This is a genomic window from Metamycoplasma equirhinis (assembly GCF_006385185.1).
In the GTDB taxonomy this organism is placed as follows: Bacteria; Bacillota_I; Bacilli_A; order Mycoplasmatales; family Metamycoplasmataceae; genus Metamycoplasma; species Metamycoplasma equirhinis.
Genome location: NZ_VFIX01000005.1, coordinates 40,716 through 59,554, shown reverse-complemented (window position 1 = coordinate 59,554; position 18,839 = coordinate 40,716). Strand labels below are relative to the sequence as shown.

The 18,839-nt window shown below is 29.0% G+C and carries 13 protein-coding genes and 2 tRNA genes; all 15 read right to left on the bottom strand.

What is annotated here, in order from left to right; all coding sequences use genetic code 4:
- Position 1: 1 nt before the first annotated feature.
- On the bottom strand, positions 2 to 2,416 hold the full coding sequence (gene leuS / locus FJM08_RS02200) for a leucine--tRNA ligase (protein WP_140031577.1): 2,415 nt from the start codon (positions 2,414 to 2,416) through the stop codon (positions 2 to 4).
- A gap of 387 nt (positions 2,417 to 2,803) precedes the next feature.
- Positions 2,804 to 2,878: transfer RNA gene (locus FJM08_RS02195), tRNA-Gln, on the bottom strand.
- A gap of 4 nt (positions 2,879 to 2,882) precedes the next feature.
- Positions 2,883 to 2,966, bottom strand: a tRNA-Tyr gene (locus FJM08_RS02190).
- 121 nt (positions 2,967 to 3,087) lie between these two features.
- A complete protein-coding gene (locus FJM08_RS02185) occupies positions 3,088 to 4,005 on the bottom strand; it encodes an NAD(P)/FAD-dependent oxidoreductase (RefSeq protein WP_140031576.1) in 918 nt (305 codons plus the stop codon).
- A gap of 54 nt (positions 4,006 to 4,059) precedes the next feature.
- Positions 4,060 to 4,965, bottom strand: a complete 906-nt coding sequence (lgt, locus tag FJM08_RS08010) for a prolipoprotein diacylglyceryl transferase (RefSeq protein WP_140031575.1) — start codon at positions 4,963 to 4,965, stop codon at positions 4,060 to 4,062.
- 53 nt (positions 4,966 to 5,018) lie between these two features.
- On the bottom strand, positions 5,019 to 7,841 hold the full coding sequence (uvrA, locus tag FJM08_RS08005) for an excinuclease ABC subunit UvrA (protein WP_140031574.1): 2,823 nt from the start codon (positions 7,839 to 7,841) through the stop codon (positions 5,019 to 5,021).
- Positions 7,842 to 7,862: 21 nt separating this feature from the next.
- Entirely contained in the window at positions 7,863 to 9,011 is a 1,149-nt protein-coding gene (locus tag FJM08_RS08000) for a HipA domain-containing protein (protein ID WP_140031573.1), read from the bottom strand.
- A 9-nt stretch (positions 9,012 to 9,020) separates the two neighbouring features.
- A complete protein-coding gene (locus FJM08_RS02165; RefSeq protein ID WP_140031572.1) occupies positions 9,021 to 9,335 on the bottom strand; it encodes a hypothetical protein in 315 nt (104 codons plus the stop codon).
- A gap of 17 nt (positions 9,336 to 9,352) precedes the next feature.
- A complete protein-coding gene (locus FJM08_RS07995) occupies positions 9,353 to 10,267 on the bottom strand; it encodes an HAD-IIB family hydrolase (protein WP_140031571.1) in 915 nt (304 codons plus the stop codon).
- Positions 10,236 to 10,970 (bottom strand): hypothetical protein, encoded by a 735-nt coding sequence (locus FJM08_RS07990; RefSeq protein WP_140031570.1) that lies wholly within the window; start codon positions 10,968 to 10,970, stop codon positions 10,236 to 10,238. The genes FJM08_RS07995 and FJM08_RS07990 overlap by 32 nt, the downstream gene beginning before the upstream one ends.
- Before the next feature lie 124 nt (positions 10,971 to 11,094).
- Positions 11,095 to 12,024 carry a DHH family phosphoesterase gene (locus FJM08_RS07985; protein WP_140031569.1) on the bottom strand — a complete coding sequence of 310 codons (930 nt, stop codon included), beginning with the start codon at positions 12,022 to 12,024 and terminating at the stop codon, positions 11,095 to 11,097.
- Positions 12,024 to 14,213 carry a PhnE/PtxC family ABC transporter permease gene (locus FJM08_RS07980; RefSeq protein WP_140031568.1) on the bottom strand — a complete coding sequence of 730 codons (2,190 nt, stop codon included), beginning with the start codon at positions 14,211 to 14,213 and terminating at the stop codon, positions 12,024 to 12,026. The genes FJM08_RS07985 and FJM08_RS07980 overlap by 1 nt, the downstream gene beginning before the upstream one ends.
- On the bottom strand, positions 14,200 to 15,108 hold the full coding sequence (phnC, locus tag FJM08_RS02140; RefSeq protein ID WP_140031567.1) for a phosphonate ABC transporter ATP-binding protein: 909 nt from the start codon (positions 15,106 to 15,108) through the stop codon (positions 14,200 to 14,202). The genes FJM08_RS07980 and phnC overlap by 14 nt, the downstream gene beginning before the upstream one ends.
- A 16-nt stretch (positions 15,109 to 15,124) precedes the next feature.
- The gene (locus FJM08_RS07975) at positions 15,125 to 16,420 is read right to left on the bottom strand and encodes a type 2 periplasmic-binding domain-containing protein (RefSeq protein WP_140031566.1); all 1,296 of its coding nucleotides are present in this window, start codon (positions 16,418 to 16,420) and stop codon (positions 15,125 to 15,127) included.
- Positions 16,421 to 17,334: 914 nt separating this feature from the next.
- A complete protein-coding gene (tuf, locus tag FJM08_RS02130) occupies positions 17,335 to 18,528 on the bottom strand; it encodes an elongation factor Tu (protein ID WP_140031565.1) in 1,194 nt (397 codons plus the stop codon).
- Positions 18,529 to 18,839: the final 311 nt, after the last annotated feature.

The window sequence follows — 18,839 nt, the reverse complement described above, 5'->3', positions numbered from 1 at the left end:
TTTATTTAATAATTAAATTTAAAATTTTGTCTTTTATATATATTTTTTTAATTATAGTTTTTCCTTCAAGTCACTTTGAAATATTTGGTAATTTTATTGCGTGTTCGATAACTTCATCTTCGCTTCAAGAATCTTGAACTTCAATTTGACCACGTGCCTTACCATTAATTTGAATTCCAATTTGAGGACTTTTTGATAAAATCTTGTCAACTTCTACAAAAGGTCATAATTGCTCATGAATTTGCTTTTCGCCTAAAATTTGCAATAACTCTTCTGCTATATGTGGGGCGAAAGGACTTAATAAAATAGCAAAAACTTTTAGTGGATATTTTGACGCAATTCTTGTCTGTGAAGATAAGTAATTTATAAATACCATCATTTTGCTAATTGCAATATTAAACTTTGTTTTTTCAATATTTTCTTCGACGTCTAAAATTAGTTGATTAATATTACTATCTAACTCGCTTGAATCTAACGAAATATCAATTTTATTGTCAAGCAAGTTTTTAAAAGTTGCATAAATTCTATCAAGTCATTTCTTGATTCCGTTTAACGAATCTACGTTTCAAGATTTGGAATCGGTCAAGGGACCCATAAACATTTCATAAATTCTAAGCGAATCAGCACCATGCGACTCAACAAATTCGTCAGGATTTATAACATTACCGAGTGATTTAGACATTTTTTGACCATCTGGGCCTAATATAAGTCCTTGATTTATTAATTTTGCGAATGGCTCTTTAGTGTTTACAATTCCTAAATCGAATAGAAAACGATGTCAAAATCTTGCATATAATAAATGCAATACCGCATGTTCTTGACCTCCAATGTATAAATCAACGGGAAGCCAATTTTCAAAACGTTTTTTTGCTTCTTGTGAATCTAGAGGTGTATATGTTCCATCAGCATTTTTTAAAATGTATGCCAAATAATATCAACTAGAACCAGCTCATTGTGGCATAACATTATTATCATGGCGATATTTTTTGCCATCTATAATTACATTATTTCATTCAGGTATATTAGCAAGTGGCCCATCGGTTGTTCCCGATGGCTTAATATTATTTATATATGGCAATGCTACTAATTCTTTAACTAAATAAATATTTTGATTTTCGTCAAATAAAATTGGAAAAGGCTCCCCTCAATATCTCTGGCGAGAAAAAATTCAGTCTCTTAATTTAAAATTAATATTTTTTCTCACAGACATTGATTTATCTAAAGCTTCAAAAATTTTATTTGTCGCTTCTTCATTATTCAAACCATCAAAAATTGAACAATTTATGTGTTTTCCATCACCATTATATGGTAATTTATCATCACTAATATTGATAACCTTAATAATTTCCAAATCATACTTTTTAGCAAAATCAAAATCACGTTCATCATGAGCTGGTACACTCATTATTGCCCCTGTGCCGTATGATGTAAGAACATAATCAGAAGTTCAAATTGGAATTTGTTTTTTAGTAAAGGGATGTTTAACATATGTTCCTAAAAATACACCGGTTTTATTTTTAGAAAGTTGCGTACGTTCTAACTCACTTTTTTGCTTTGCATTAGCAATGTATTCATTAACTTCTTGCTTTTGATCTAAAGATATTAATTTTGATATCAACTTATGTTCAGGACTAATTATAATTGCAGAAACGCCAAAAATTGTATCTAAACGTGTTGTAAATGTGTCAATATGCTCGGTTGAATTTAATACGTTTCAGTTAACAACATGACCAGTGCTTTTACCGATTCAATTTCTTTGTAGCAATTTTAAACTCTCAGGTCAATCTAAATCTTCTAATCCTTCAAGCAATTTTTCGGCGTATTTTGTAATTTTTAAAACTCATTGTTTCATTGGTTTTTTAATTACAGGAAAATTGCCACGTTCGCTAACTTTAATACCATCTTTTTCAATTATTTCTTCATTTGCTAAAACTGTGCCTAAGCCTTCACATCAATTAACATCAATTTTTTCAATTGTTGCTAGGCCGTGTTTATATAGTTCTTTAAAAATTCATTGTGTCCAAACATAAAAATTGGGATCAGTAGTATTCACCTCTTTATCATAGTCATATGAAAAACCAAGAGATTTTAATTGGCGGCGAAAATTATCGATATTTTTTAATGTAAAAGGTGCAGGATGGTTACCGGTTTTTAAAGCATATTGTTCCGCTGGTAAACCAAAAGCATCCCAACCAATTGGGTGTAAAACATCAAAACCCTTTAAACGCTTAAAGCGACTAATAATATCAGTAGCTGTGTATCCTTCAAGATGTCCAACATGTAATCCCGCGCCAGATGGATAAGGAAACATATCTAGAATATAGGCTTTTTTATTATTTTGCTCGGTGGTTTTAAAGGTTTTATTTTTTTCTCAATATTGTTGTCATTTTTTTTCAACGTCTCTATGATTATACATAATCATAATTTTATATTAATTTAATAAAAAAACTCAAAACAAATGCAAATACAAATTGATATTCTATTGTGAAATACCGTACTTAAAAAGTGTTTTCATTTTTATATAATAAAATTGAAGAAAACTAAACTCTTCAATAATAAACAAATTATATGATTTGAAAAGAATGTTGCTAATTAAATTTACAATGAAAAATTGAACTATTAAAACTTATTAATTGACTTTTAAATTTTTGAACGAAATTACACATTTTTTTGCATTTTCAGTATTTAGATATAAAAAATGTAATGCAATCATTAAGATTATTTTAAATACAAAAATATTTGGTAAACATTAATAATTAAAAATTAAAAAGCAACTTTGATGTTGCTTTTACACAATGTGATATGGCTGCCCTTGTTAGATTCGAACTAACGGATGGCGGTACCAAAAACCGCTGCCTTTCCACTTGGCTAAAGGGCAAAAATGGTGGAGGGGGAGGGATTCGAACCCCCGAACCGTTAGGAAGTGGGTTACAGCCACCCGCGTTTGGCCGCTTCGCTACCCCTCCATTTTGAATTGCATAGATTATTATAATATATTTTGTTAATAATTATGACAAAAATGCATTTTTTATATTATCAAATTTATTTATTATAAATAATAAATATGCAATTTATTTAATCTAGATATTATTTAATAATTCGCATTGAAATTGTTTTAGCTGCGATTGTTCCATCACTAGTAGCGGTGGTTATTTGGCGAATATTTTTTGCAATTACGTCGCCTATGGCAAAAATGTTTTTGATTGATGTTTCCATTTCTTCGTTAACTAAAACAAATTTTTTTTCATTAAGAATATTTGGCAAATCAATGAAATCGGTTGATGGTCTAAAACCAATATAAGGGAAAACACCATTGATTTCAAATTCCTTAGGTTTGCCGTCAATATTTGCAATAATTTTCTCAAGCAATTCATTGCCAATTAGCTTTTCAATTTTTGAGTTTAAAAATATTTCGATATTTTCATGTTTTTTAAGATCTTCGACTAGTTTTTTTTCAGCATGAATGCCATCACGAACAAAAACATAAACCTTTGAAGCGATTGACGATAGATATGAGGCTTCTTCAATAGCGGAATTGCCACCGCCTATAATTGCACAGGGTTTATTTGCAAATAACGTTCCATCGCAAAGCACACAATAAGAAACGCCTTTACCATTAAATTTTTCAATATTTTCAATATCGTTTGGAACCACGTTTTTCATGCCAGTGGCAATTACTAATGTTTTTGCAAAAATTATTTTCTGATCTTCTAAAATAATTTTTTTCTCAAAATCAGAAATGTTAATAATTTGTTTAACATTGCCATAGATGAATTTTGCACCATTTGACCTAGCTTGGTTAAACATCTGCATTGATAGTTCAATGCCACCGATTTTTTCAAATCCTGGATAATTTTCAATTTTGGATTGTTCTGCCATTTTTCCGCCAGGTGTTTTGCCTTCAATAAATGCAACATTTAGATTATTTCTTGACATATATAATGCCGCCGTCAACCCAGCTGGGCCGCCGCCGATTATTATTGAATCATAAATTTCTTTTTCCATAATATTTCTCCTAGTAAAAAATAAATGCTAGCAATTTATTAACTAGCCTTTATTTTAATATGCATGCGATTTTCTTAAATTAGATTGTTTATTTCTTGGTTCGTAAACAATGAAATAAAATATTCCATGAGTTTTTTCATTTTCGAATTGTGGAATTTTGTAAACATTGTAGTTTAATTTGATAATAAATTCAAACAAGATTGTCAATGTTAAACCAACTAAAATATATAGTGCAGAAATAACTTTATAAATAGTATAGTTATCTTCACGCAATGGTTCCATACCAAAACGAATTATGCCGTAGTAAAGAATATATAATCCCCCTGTTGTACCTGGGCGAAGTCAATTTCATTTGTTTAATACTCAAACCAAAATTACATATGCAATTAGGTTTGAAATCGATTCGTATAAAAATAAAGGAAGACGATATTTGCCACCAATAAACATGTGATCACGAATAAACTGTGGCAATATTTTGAAAGCTAGTGATCCTTCTTCCATAATTTTTCCGTAAACTTCATGGTTAGCAAAGTTTCCTCAACGACCTATCGCTTGACCGATTAATACGGCTGGTAAAATAATTGAAAACGCCTTTTTAAGATCAATTTTTTCTTCGGTTTTCGAAAATAAAATATAAAGAATAACACAAGTGGTCGCAGTAATAACACCACCATGAATTGAAAGACCGCCACGTCAAACCGCAAAAGCGTTATATCATGGCCCATCGTTTCAATGACCTTTATGTTCAATTAATTGTTGAATTACAAACACAAATCTAGCACCGATAATAGCTGTTGGCAGTGCAATAAAAACGATGATTGCAAATTTTTCAAATGAATATTTTTCTCTTCGTCAAAAATAATAAACAGTTAAAATGGCCGCAAGCATTCCTAACATCATTGTTAGCGAATAAATGTTTATAAAACCTAATTTTAACTGAACGCCAGCAAAATCTTTCATTTATCCTCCATTTTAATTAATATGTTAAATTATAATAAATTATGACTTTTATTTTATAAACCTAAGATTTTTCGCAAATATTCACCCGTATATGATAATTCTGATTTTGCAACTTGCTCCGGTGTACCGGTAGCAATTATTTTTCCACCACCACTACCGCCATCAGGTCCTAAATCAATGATATGATCTGCACATTTTATAACATCTAAATTATGTTCGATTACGATTACAGTGTCACCGTTGTCGACAATACGATTTAAAACATTCAATAGATTTTGAATATCATATGGATGTAACCCTGTTGTGGGTTCGTCTAAAATGAATATTGATTTGCCAGTAGGTTTCTTTTGCAAGTATGTTGCTAATTTAACTCTTTGAGCTTCACCACCACTTAACGTTGTTGCACTTTGTCCTAATTTAATGTAATTTAAACCGACATCTAAAAGAATTTGTAATTTATCACGCAAATTAGGTTTGTTTATGAAAAAAGTGTGAGCTTGCTCAACTGTCATCTCTAAAATATCGTTAATGTTTTTGCCGTGAGATTTTACTTCCAAAGTTTCAATATTATATCTTTTTCCATCACAGTGGTCACAAGTTACATAAACATCAGGCAAAAAGTGCATTTCTATTTTAATAACCCCATCGCCTTGACATTTATCACACCTTCCGCCTGGGACATTAAATGAAAATCTGGAGCGTGTATAACCGCGCACTTTACTTTCTTCAATATTAGCATAAATATCACGAATATCATCAAATAATCCCGTATATGTGGCAGGATTAGAACGTGGTGTTCTACCAATAGGGTTTTGATCAATTTGAATTAATTTATCTATGTTTAATTGTCCTGATAATTTATCATCCTCACGAATATCATATAATGGATTATTCAAATATTTAGTTAAATTTTTAACTAATTCTTCATTTATCAAACTTGATTTCCCTGAACCACTAACGCCGGTAACAGCAATAAATTTCCCTAATGGAAAAATAGCTGTTAAATCCTTTAAATTATTTGTTTTTGCGTGTTTAAGTTTAAGAACTTTTCCATTACCTGATCTCCTAAAATCTGGTAACTTAATTTCACGTTTTTTAGATAAATATGCACCGGTCAAACTATTTTCACTACGCATTAATTCATTAATATCGCCGGCACAAATAATTTCACCACCATGTTCACCAGCTTTCGGACCTATATCTACAATAAAATCAGCCTGTTTAATTGTATCTTCATCATGTTCAACAACAATTAAACTATTGCCGATATCAACCATTTTACGTAATGAATTTAATAATTTATCATTGTCTTTTTGATGAAGTCCAATAGAAGGTTCATCTAGTACATAAAGAACTCCCGTTAAATTTGAACCGATTTGAGTTGCGAGCCTAATTCTTTGTGCTTCACCACCACTAAGAGTTTCGGCCTTACGATTTAATGTTAAATATTGAAGTCCAACATTAATCAAAAATGCCACACGGTGTTTTAGTTCATTTAAAATTAAGCTACTTATTTCTTTTTCTAAGTCAGACAATGTTAAATTATTTAATATATTTGACAATTCTTCAATTGATTTATTACACATTTCAAAAATATCGAAATCAGCTACTTTAACTGCCAAGGCATGAATATTTAGACGTTTTCCCTTACATTTAGAACAAGGAATATCGGCTAAATATTTACTATAATATGTTCTTGCTTCATTTGAAGAAGTTTCTCAATATCGTCTTTCAATTTTTTCAACAATACCTTCAATATGTCTCTTTCTATCAAAGCGATTTCCATTTTCTGAGGTTACAGAATATTGAATATCTTCTTGCGAACCATATTTAATAATATCTAATTCAAAATCTGTGAATTCACGAATAGGTTTTTTTGTATCAATTTGATAGTAATTAATTAATTTCTCGAACTCTTGCCATTCAAGATTAGTAGTGTACATAAAGTTTTTGTAATACTTTAATGCACCATCATCAATTGAAAGATTATCATTAGGACATATTAAATTAAAATCTGCCTTATGAATCAAGCCAAGTCCCTTGCATTCTTCACACATTCCGTTTGGTGAATTAAATGAAAATAGTCGAGGTTCTATTTTAGGCATATCAAAATCACCAAATTCACAACTATGATTGATTGAATAAGTATTGCATGATTTTCCAACTTCTTCAATAGTAACTAATCCATTTGCTTGCTCTAAAGCTATTTCAATTGCTTCAGCAATTCTTGAGCGCATTTCGGCATTCAAAACAATTCGATCAATGACTAAATCAATATTTCAATGTTCATTTTTGTTTAATGAAATTTCATTATCAAGCGTAAAAATATGGTCATTTATTTTCACTCGTAAAAAACCTTCACGTTTCAATTTTGCAAAAAGTGATTGATGGCTTCCTTTTTGATTAATAACCAAAGGAGCTAAAATATAAATTCTGGCGCCGTTTTCTAGTTTGTAAACATTTTCGATTATATCTCTTGTTTTTTGAGCTGTTATTTCGCTTTTATGCTTTGGACAAAATGGTCTACCAATTCGGGCATAAAGCAATCTTAAATAGTCATATATTTCAGTAACAGTTCCTACAATACTTCTTGGGTTATTGTGCGTTGTTTTTTGTTCTATTGATATTGCAGGGCTCAATCCTTCAATACTTTCAACATCAGGCTTTTTTGTGCCACCTAAAAATTGGCGTGCATAATTAGAAAGACTATCAACATATCTTCGTCTTCCTTCTTCATAAATAGTATTGAAAGCTAGTGAACTTTTTCCAGAACCGCTTAAGCCTGTAAAAACCACAAATTTGTTTCTTGGAATTTCTAAACTGACATTTTTAAGATTATTTTCTTTAGCGCCTTTAATTATTATTTTTTCATTCATAAAGAAAATTATAACAAAATGTTATTCATCGATTTTTTCTTGTTTTGCAATTAAAAAATTTTTTAACTTATTTGCTTGTAACAACAAAATTTTCTTAATAAATTTAAGATATTTTTTATCACAATTAGACTTCGGTAAATTTTTGGCATATTCTTCTATTATTTTGACTCACTTTTGATGACGTGGATTAGCAAATTTAAACAATTGTTCATCTAGAGAATTATAGAAGCAGGATTGGCGCTTACCATAATCTATTAATTGCGCTTGTGTTGATTTTTCAGTATATAGCGGAAAATCAAAAACTAATGATTTATTAAAATCAAAAAGCGGCGCAGGTTTAAATTTTTTAGATTTGTCATTATATAGTAAACCAAAATTTCCTAAATGTCTATCAACATTTAAAGTCAGTGCATCAAAAACCATCATGTCTTCAAAGTTTTTTTTACCGTAAAGTAAATATATTGCTTCTTCTAATTTTTCGCGATCTGAGTATGAGTTTAAAAATAGTTGACCAAAAGAAAAAAATTCATTATTTGTATTTGTGAAATTTGCGCTTTTTGAATAAGTCAAATTGTTAATTTTAATAAGCTCATAATTGATGGAATTTTTAATCAAAATATTAGCTAATTTACTAGTAAAAAATTCAGCATAATTATCATATAAAATTTTGTTAGCTACTTGAAGTGGAGATTTGAGTAAAAATAAATTATTATTTTCCTTTTTTCAAGTTTTTATTGTTTCGCCACATGTAAATCAGTCGGGAGAATTAAAATTGCTAATATCGCTAACAAAAAACCTATGATCAAACATAAAAGTTTCTAATTTGTTTTCAAAATTATTATATTGATTTTTGTTTGCTCATTTTAATGTTGAATTAACTTCACACATTCATAAATTATTATTTAAATTAAAACCTTTAAAATGATCATATAAATCAAAAATTGATGAAACTTTAGCAAATAAATTGTTGTAATTTTGGCGATTTTGAGGAATTAAATTTAATTTAAAAATATACTCGTATCATTCACTATTTTTTAAACTATGAGCATTTTGTGGTAAAAAAGAAAATTTCTTAAGAACTTCAATGTTACTTAAGTTTTTTGTCTCACTATCATAGTAAAATGATAAATAATTATCATCTTTATGTTTTAAATAGTATTTTTTGAGCATAATACTATTTTAATTAATTTCGCCCTCAAAATCATCAGAATTTTCAGTCATCTCTTCTTTACTATCATTTGATTTATTTGAGGTTTCTATTTTATCATCTGATTTAGAATTGTTCATTAACTTTTCAAGCACCTTCAAAACAAATTCTAGTACTTCTTCACTGTTAAAATCTTTTGAAACTCCTAGCGACTCAAAATCTTGAAAAGATTTAACGAAATATTCGCGCATTTCTTCATCAGGAATTCCCATTGATTTTGCGGCTTTATATATTTCTTCAATCATTTTTTCTAGCATTTCTAAAGGGTTTTTCATTTCATTATCCATTTCTATCTCCTATTATATTATTCATTGGAATTATTTCTTTGATTTTGAAATTCATGTAACATATATTTTTTTACAATATTCTTTAAACGATATAAGTAATCCAAAATCGCTTCTCCTAAGCCATTTTGTTCGACAGAACTCGTAAAAAAATGTGCAATATCTAAAATTTTGGCGCTACTATTAGCCATAGCATAAGAATATTGGGTGTGTTGTAGCATCGTAAAATCATTATTACTATCACCGATCGTCATAATATCTTCAATTTTAGTCTCAATATAATTATTTTTCATTAATCATTCAATAGCACTTCATTTTGTAATATTTTTGGCCGAAATTTCCACATTACATGCTGTAGGTACAATAGTTACATTTTCAACATTTTTAATACGCTCATAAATTTCATTAGCGCCAGCTTCAGTTTCATAATTAGTTAATGAATATAATTCAATTTTTACTGGTTCGATATATTCGCCTTGATATAACTTAGGAATCTTTTGAAGCCTTTCAGGTGTTGAAAAATGATACGAGCAAATTATTTTAACGCTTTTTGGATGATCAAATAAGTAAAAGTATTTTTCATTATCCCAAAAAATCATTTGATATTTTTGGCCCTTAACTAAAGCAATAATTTTTTTCAACGAATCAAACGATATCTTTCATGATTTAATAATTTTACCCAAATCTCTATCATATATCTGTGCACCGGATGATCCAATTATAAATTTTGATTTGAGTTGTTTAGCAAGATTGTACATTCTTTCTTCTATAGCGTTTCCCGTGCAAATATTAAAATCTGCGCCATTTTTGACCGCAAAATGAATATCATTTAAAGTTGCATCTAACAAATTAAAATTTTCATATATTGTGCCATCAACATCTGAAAAAATAATTGGTTTCTTATTATTTATCGGCTTTAAAGTTGTTTCACTCATGTTTCCTTCGTTCTACTTTTTGTTTACGCTTTTTAATTGCAATTGCCACACCAATATAAGTTGCTAAGCCTATAACCGCAATAGCTGGCACAACATATGATGCAATTTTGAAAAATCTTCGCGTAGAGCTGTCTTCCGGGGTTTCATATTTAAATTGATTAGGATAAACAAATCTATTAATGGTTGCGTAATATTTAAAGTTGAAATATTCAGAATTAGATTTGGTTTGCATAATTTCAAATTGGTATTTCGGCAATAAAAAGAATTTAAATAATAAAGTTGAATATAAATATTGCGTTCTCAAAATTATTTTAAAATTAATATTAAAAAATGTTTCATAATTCTTTTCCTTTAGAAATTTTAAAAATCCCGAATCATTTTTTAAAAATTCCTTTGTTTTATCAATAGTTTTTGCTTTTTCATAATCATCACTACCAAAAGCTCATGTTTTTGCAAAATTATTAAAATATTCGCTGCCCAGATAATTATCAAAATTATTAGGAAAAATCATATTATCTAAATCTAGAATGCTAAGTTTTTCAAATTGAGTTTTAATTTCTAAATATTTTTGGGTTTCATTTTGTGGTAATGTTAATTCATTTGGATCTTTAGATTTATTTTTACATGCTACTGTAATAGGAATTATACTAGTTAATGCAACTAGCGGAGCAGCTAAATAAAAGGGAGCAAACTTTTTTTTCATGGTTAATTAATATTTTACTAAACCTAAATATAAATTTATTTATTTTACGAAACATTGAGACTACACGTTGCATTAGTCTCAAAAATAAAAATATATATCACGAATTAATGATATACATTCTTATCTATTTTTTGTATTCCTCTTGATTAATATATTGTAAAATTTCTGAAATATTTTGTAAATCTTTTTGGATAAAACCAGAAGAATTAAAATGACCGCCACCGCCAAAATGTGTTGCAATTTTTGATACATTAAAATTTGTTTTTGAACGAATTTCGCAACGGTAATCGCCTTCTTTTCGTTTTAAAAAAGCTAGTAAAACTTCTGTATTTGAAATTTCGACAAATTTTGCAACCAACGGTCTGGCAATATCATTTGTAACTACTTTGTCTACAACAATATATGTGACTATATCATGAGTTTTTTTGTTTTGTATTGCTTCAAATATAAAATTATTTTCTTCGTTAGAGAGTTGCATTTTTTTAAGTAAATTAGCATAATCTAGACCATTTGATAGTAAAAATTTCATGGCCAAAAATGTTTCTGCAGATACATTTCTTTCTTTGAAATTTTCCGTATCAGTTAGAATCGCTACAGCAAGTCCTTCTAAAACATTTTTGTTTACCTTCAATTTTAAGGATCTAATCATATTTGTAAGTAATTGCCCTGTAGCGGGTCACTTGTCACCACCAATTTCAAATAATCATTTGCCTTCGCAAGGATGATGGTCCAATTTTAATGACTCTTGAGGATTAACTCGCGTGTCAAATATTCTTTTCTGTGTTGATGTATCAACTACGATTTTTAGTGATTCACAAAAAAATTTCTCACTTATTAAATCGATTGGTTCGTCAATTAAAAATTTCAAATTTCTAGGAAAATCGCCGCCGGAAATTTTAACATCTTTGTTAGGTTCATTAAGAATAATTAAATGCTTTAATGCAATTGCAGTGCCCAATGTATCTCCATCTGGCTCAACATGAGTAAATAAAGATATTTTTTTAGCTGATTTAATGTATTCTCAAAATTTAACAAATTTTTCTTTTAATTTCATTAGTAGATTCTCACAAACGATTCAAAGTATTTTTCAACAGCATATTTAATAGATTTTCTAACTATTTTATTGCGTTTAAATATTTGCCATTTTTTAATTTGTGTCGAGGCATTTGCGAGTGTTTCGCGGCAAACGTCACTTTTTAATTTTTTGAGATTTTGAGAAATGAGTTTCATATTTTTTTTGATTAAATTTTCTTTATTTCTTACATTATTTTTTAAGTCAATAAGTTGCGCATCTGAAATTGAGGATAAAAGCGGTAAATTATTTAAGGAAAGAAGTGGCAATTTATCAAATTTATGTTTAGCTAATACATATTTAACATAACGTGTTTCATTTAAAAAGATATCATCATTACTATTGCATATCGCTAATGCTTTAATGTACATTTTTTCTCTTATCATACGTTTAAATCAAACGTCTTGAGTAAAGAAATAGCCGGTCATAATTTTTGAACGTAAAATATTTGAGATTTGCTCTAATATTAAAAGTACCACAATTGTGAATATTAAATATGAAGATAATTTATCTCATTCCATAGAATTGCCCGAGTAAGTAAACACTTGGAATCCAAATTCACTAGCACCTACAGCTCCGATTACAACAGTTGATTTAAAATTTATCTCGATTCTATAAAGTAAATTTGATAGTGCTTGAGGTAAAATTGCCTTGACCACACCAAACTTAACTTTTTGAAATCAAGTTGCGCCAATCGAGTCTAAAGATTGGAATATTTTTCTTGGAATTTTTTCAACTGATTCCATAATTAATTTTCCAAGCATACCTATAGAGTGAATACCCAAAGCTAGTACACCAGCAAACATTCTTGACTCTTTTGATAAAATTAAGAATAGTAAAGCAAACGTAAAGGCTGGTATAGCTCTTAAAACAATGATAACAAACTTGAAAATATATGAAAAATACCCGCTAATATTTTTTGCTGCAAATATACCAATTGCAAAAGCAAATATAAAGCCAATTATTGAAGAGGCCAAAGCGATTAATAAAGCTTCAAAACCAAGCGGAATAGGGTTGGTTTTTGAACCAGAAAATTCTCTAAATAAACTTCAATCAGGATTAAAAAGTTTTTGCATTCCGGTTTCAAATTGAATTATTTTAACAGAGTTGCCCAATTTTCATTCAATTTGTAACAGTGTAGCAATGAATATAATTGCAATAAATATAGCAATAATAATTTTAAAAATATAAATTTTAGATTTTTGCCTTTTTAGTTGATTAACTTGTTCTGAAAAAGGTAATTTAGCATCAATATTTGGATGTTTTGGTGTAAATTCTAAAATATATTTCTTAATAACATAATTTAATAATTCAATTAAAATCATTAATGAAATTAAGGTTCATAAAACAATTGATATATGCGAAAATTTGTCTATTGAGGCATAATTATCACTTAATAATTGTCCGATAGTAGGAATGCCGACAATAGATAAAATTGCTGCAAATCTTACAACCATTTCAAATGAATAAAATCCATATGAAACAATTCTTTTACTTAGATATGGAAAAATAGATTTTTTAAAAGCTAGAATTTTACCATTTCCAATTGCTTGCATACCTTGATATGCACTAATGTCGTATGTATCCAAATCTTCATATAATCATTTTGTCATTAAAGAACACACGAAAACTGCAATAGAAAATGTAGCTGCCAATGAATTTGAAAATAAAAATGAAAAAATGAAGGCAAATACAACTGGCGGAACCGCGCGAATAATTGACATAATTATTCGAAACGGAATAAAAATAAATTTATTTTTAATAAAATTTTTAGAACTTAGTAGCGCAAGCGGTACAGAAACCACCATACCCAAAATCGTCCCTAAAACCGAATATGAGACTGTTGTTCATAAAAATTGTAATGATCTTTTAAAAGTGTCAAGTGGGGTGAATTTTGAAATTCCGATTTCAATTACTTTATTTATTTCAAAAAATTTAGCAATTGATTTTCAGAATATTTTTCAATTTTGAAAATCTGGCTTAATTAAAGTAAAAAAGCCAATAAATAATACTATTATTAAAAGTGAAGCTAAAATTTTATCTCATGGAAATTTTTTAACAACTTTTTGATTATTAATATCGGTAAATTTAGGTTGAAAAAAGTTTATCAATTTTTCAAAGCGGCTTTCATTTAGAACTTTTGAAGAAGGAGATTGACTATTTTTTTGCATCAGTTTTTAATAAATTAATTTTATTAATAATTTCTTCTTGAACAATGTGTCTTTTTCTGTGATTTTCAACAAATTGTTCTTTATCAAATTGTTCTAATTTTTCGCCGTAAATTTCTTTCAATTTATCTAAATTAACTTTATCTCATGAATCATCGAAAATTATTTTTCCTTTTTTTACACCAATAATTCGATCCGCATATTGCAAGGCTAAATCGACGTGATGCAAATTAGCAACGATTGTAATTTTATCTAATTTATTAGCTATTAAAAAGCCATCCATAACGCTTTTTGCCATAATTGGATCTAATGCGCCCACAGGTTCATCAGCTAATATTATTTTAGGTTTTTGCGCCAATGTTCTTGCTAGCGCTACACGTTGCATTTGACCACCACTCAAATCTTTTGCTAAATCATATGCGTTTTCTAAAATGTTTACTTTAGCTAGACATTCATATGCCAATGCAATGTCTTTTTTACTATAAATACCAAATAATGCGCGAAATTTATTCATTTGTGGCAATCTTGCAGCTAAAACATTTTGCATAACTGAAATGTTTTCAACTAAATTATAATTTTGAAAAATCATTCCGATTTTGGTTCGAAATTCTCTTAATTTATTACCTTTCAATTTGTTTACATTGTATGGACCAACCGTTAATTCGCCGGAAGTAATGGCGCTAATTTTATTAACAGTTTTAATTAATGTTGTCTTACCAGCTCCGGAAAGACCGATTACAGCAACAAATTCACCCTGTTTAATAGAAAGATTGAGATTAGTCAAACCTTTTGTTCCGTTTGGATAAACTTTTGAGGCATTTTGTCAAACTATATCTCAATCTTGTTTTGAAGTAATATTTGTTGTATCTTTTTTATTTATCTTTTTTATGTTTGTCATTTTATTTATATTTTAATTATTTAAGAAAACTTTCAAATCCTTTAAAGTGTTTTTTGAATCATTGTTCTGGATATGAAAATGAGGCTGCAGATGTTGTTGATGTATATCCATAAATAATTTCATCTTTAACGTCTTTTCATTCTAATTGCCAGTTTGAACCTTGTTCTTTTAATGCTTTAAGCACTAATTGCGCAATTTTTGAGTTTTTGTGGGCATATATATATGAACGGTAGTATCCCACCTTTGGCAATTCTTTATTATCTTTAGTTAATTCATCAATGAAGTTTTTTAGAGTTTCTGGATATCCTTCAGAAGTTTCTTGTGGGTTTTCTGATTTATTTTGATTAATATAAAGTGCTCTCTTATTATCAGCCGCTTTATTAAATTTCTTATAGAAATTAAATGCCTCAACTAATAATTTTTCATCGTCAGCTCCAAACTTAGGTTGTGAACTATTTGTCAAACTTTTATAGGGGTCAATAATTTGCACATCTCTACCAGCTTGTAAAATGAAGTTTGAATCACCTGATAATTTTGCTCAAGTATCAATTGGCAAAAAAGCCACATCAATTGATCCACTTGCTAAAAATTGTGCTGCTGCATTGTAATCAGCAGAAACTGATATATCAATATTTGCGAGTTTTAGATCTTCCTTAAAATATTTTAATAATTTTTGCGTTGCTCTAGTCACTAAAGAGGCGTCAGAAGATGGGATGAATTGTATTTTTAAAGTTTTAGAACTAGCGGCAACTATTTTGCCACCTTCCTCTTTAAAATATTCGTTGCCATCTTGTGGCTTGTTTGTATATGCTTTTTTCTTGTCTCCGGCAATATTGTAGGCAATTTCGGCATCATATCCTACCGCTGAATAACCATCATGGTTATATATTTTAAAAATACTATTTAATTTTCCTTTGTCATCCTTATAAGTTAAATTTCCCTCAGTACCCTTTTTGGCTTCGGCTTCGGCTTTTTTAACTACTTCAATAAAAATTTTTTGAATAATTTCAATATCGCCTTTTTTTAGATCTTTTCTTGATTGAATTCCATCATTTGAAATATATTCTGTTGCGCCAATAGCTAATAAATTGTCAGCTTCTTTGCCTGCGTAAAATCTTGCGTCAGACCAAGCGCCAGCAACAGTAATGCTACCATTTGCTAATTTTGTCATTGAATCAGCATAACCAGCAGTCTTAATTGCCGCAAATTTGTCCGTTTTGCCGCAAGAAGCAGCAACTAGTGAAACAGTTGGCAATAATGTTAATGTTAAAATAGTAGGTAATAAAAACCTTTTTTTACTTGATATTTTCATTTTTTCCTTTTTCCTTTTTTTATATTTAATTTCCGTACAAAAGTATACTAAAAGAAATAAATTAAGTAATAAAAAAAACACCGAAATTAGGCGTTTTTTTAAAAATTTAATGAGCTTTAAAGCGCTTTATTTTTTTTGTCAACTTATTATATACTTTTTTTACTATTAATATTTAAATTTGTTGTTTTTAAAGGCACATGATTTTAAAAATATTATACCTTCAAAGTTATAACTAACATCAATTCCATTCGTGTAAATATTAATTTGTTATAATAACTTTGAGAATATTATTTCTATTTAATGCTTTTTGTTACTAAAATTAAGTCAAAAAGTATTTTAGAAAAGTATATTACTTTCTTATAAATTTTGCTTAAATCAATTACAATATTTAACTCTTTTTTAAAATCAGACTTAACCAAATTCTTGTGTTTTTTGTTTTTTACCCTAAATGAGTGAACAGCATTTTAGTTCAATATATTTTCCAATAATTGATTTTCGAAAAGTTTAGTACGTTTATTTTGCTAATCTTTTCGTCAATAAGATAAGAAATTTGTAAAATCATAAAAATACCTAACTTGTTTTTTAATATTGCAAAATATTAATTTTCTTTTCTTGTTTACACTGCTTTTTGCAATCTCAAATTTTTATACTTTTTTATAATGACAAAAAATGAGAAAATATAATTTTATGAAAAATTATTAACTATTTTTTGATGTTTAATTATGTATTCAATATTCAAGTTTTAATTATTTTCGAATGTAAATTTCCAATTACTAGATTTCATATTATTATGGTGAAAGTTATTTTCACATAATTAATTTACTATATTGATTCGAATGAATGATTTTAGATTTTTCGCCATAAAAACAAAAAACCAAGCATTTATATTGCTTGGCATTATTTGTTTTTTTAAACTATTTAAGAATTTTTGTAACTGAGCCGGCGCCAACTGTTCTTCCACCTTCACGGATTGAGAACTTAGTACCTTCTTCAACAGCAATAGGAGCGATTAATTTAACTGTTAGTTCAACGTTATCGCCAGGCATAACCATTTCACGTCCTGGTTTAAATTCGATTCCACCAGTAACGTCTGTTGTACGGAAGTAGAATTGTGGTTTATAGTTTTGGAAGAATGGAGTGTGACGTCCGCCTTCTTCTTTTTTAAGAACATAAACTGTTGCTTCAAATTCTGTGTGAGGAATAATTGTTTTAGGTTTTGCTAAAACTTGTCCACGTTCAACTTCGCTTCTTTCAATACCACGTAGTAATAAACCAGCGTTATCTCCAGCTTGTGCTTCTTTTAAGTTTTTACGGAACATTTCAATTCCTGTTACAACTGTTTTTTTGGTTGGGTGTAATCCAACAATTTCAACTTCTTCGTTAATTTGTAAAACCCCACGTTCAACTCTACCAGTAGCAACGGTTCCACGACCTGTAATTGTAAATACGTCTTCAACAGCCATTAAAAATGGTTTATCAGTTTCTCTTTTTGGTTCATCAATGTAGTTATCAACTGCATCAATTAGTTCCATAACTTTTTCTTCATATGCTGCATCGCCTTGTAGGGCCTTTAGAGCTGAACCAGCGATAATAGGAGCGTTGTCACCATCGAATCCGTATTCTGATAGTAATCCACGAACATCCATTTCAACTAGTCCAACCATTTCGTCTCTTTCATCTTCTTTAAACATATCAATTTTGTTTAAGAAAACAACGATCTTAGGAAGACCAACTTGTTTTGCTAAAAGAATGTGTTCACGAGTTTGTGGCATAGGGCCATCTGTAGCAGCAACAACAAGGATAGCTCCATCCATTTGTGCGGCACCAGTAATCATGTTTTTAACGTAGTCAGCGTGACCTGGACAGTCAACGTGAGCATAGTGACGTTTTTCACTTTGATATTCAATGTGTGAAGTATTAATAGTAATTCCACGTGCTTTTTCTTCTGGTGCATTATCAATAGCTGCATAGTCTTTAGCTTCTGATAAACCTTTTTTTGACAATACTGTTGCAATAGCAGCGGTTAATGTTGTCTTACCGTGGTCAACGTGTCCGATTGTACCAATGTTTACGTGTGGTTTTGAACGGTCAAAATCTAATTTTGCCATTTTGTTTTTCCTTTCATAATAGATATTTTTAATAATATATTTATATGTAATAAGATTTTTAATCTTGATTAAACGCGTTTAACCTACCAAAGCATAGCCTTACATCTATATCCTGTCCAAAAACGCAGTTTACAACATATTCATAGCAATGTTAATTTTAACAAAAAAAACATTTTTTACGTTATTAAATTTATTTAAATTAAATTATATAGTATTTGTATTATTTTTATTTGGTTAATTAACTTTGAACAATTATTTATTATAAATAATAAAAACAGCGCTTGCACGCTGTCTCACAATTTTTAATTAAT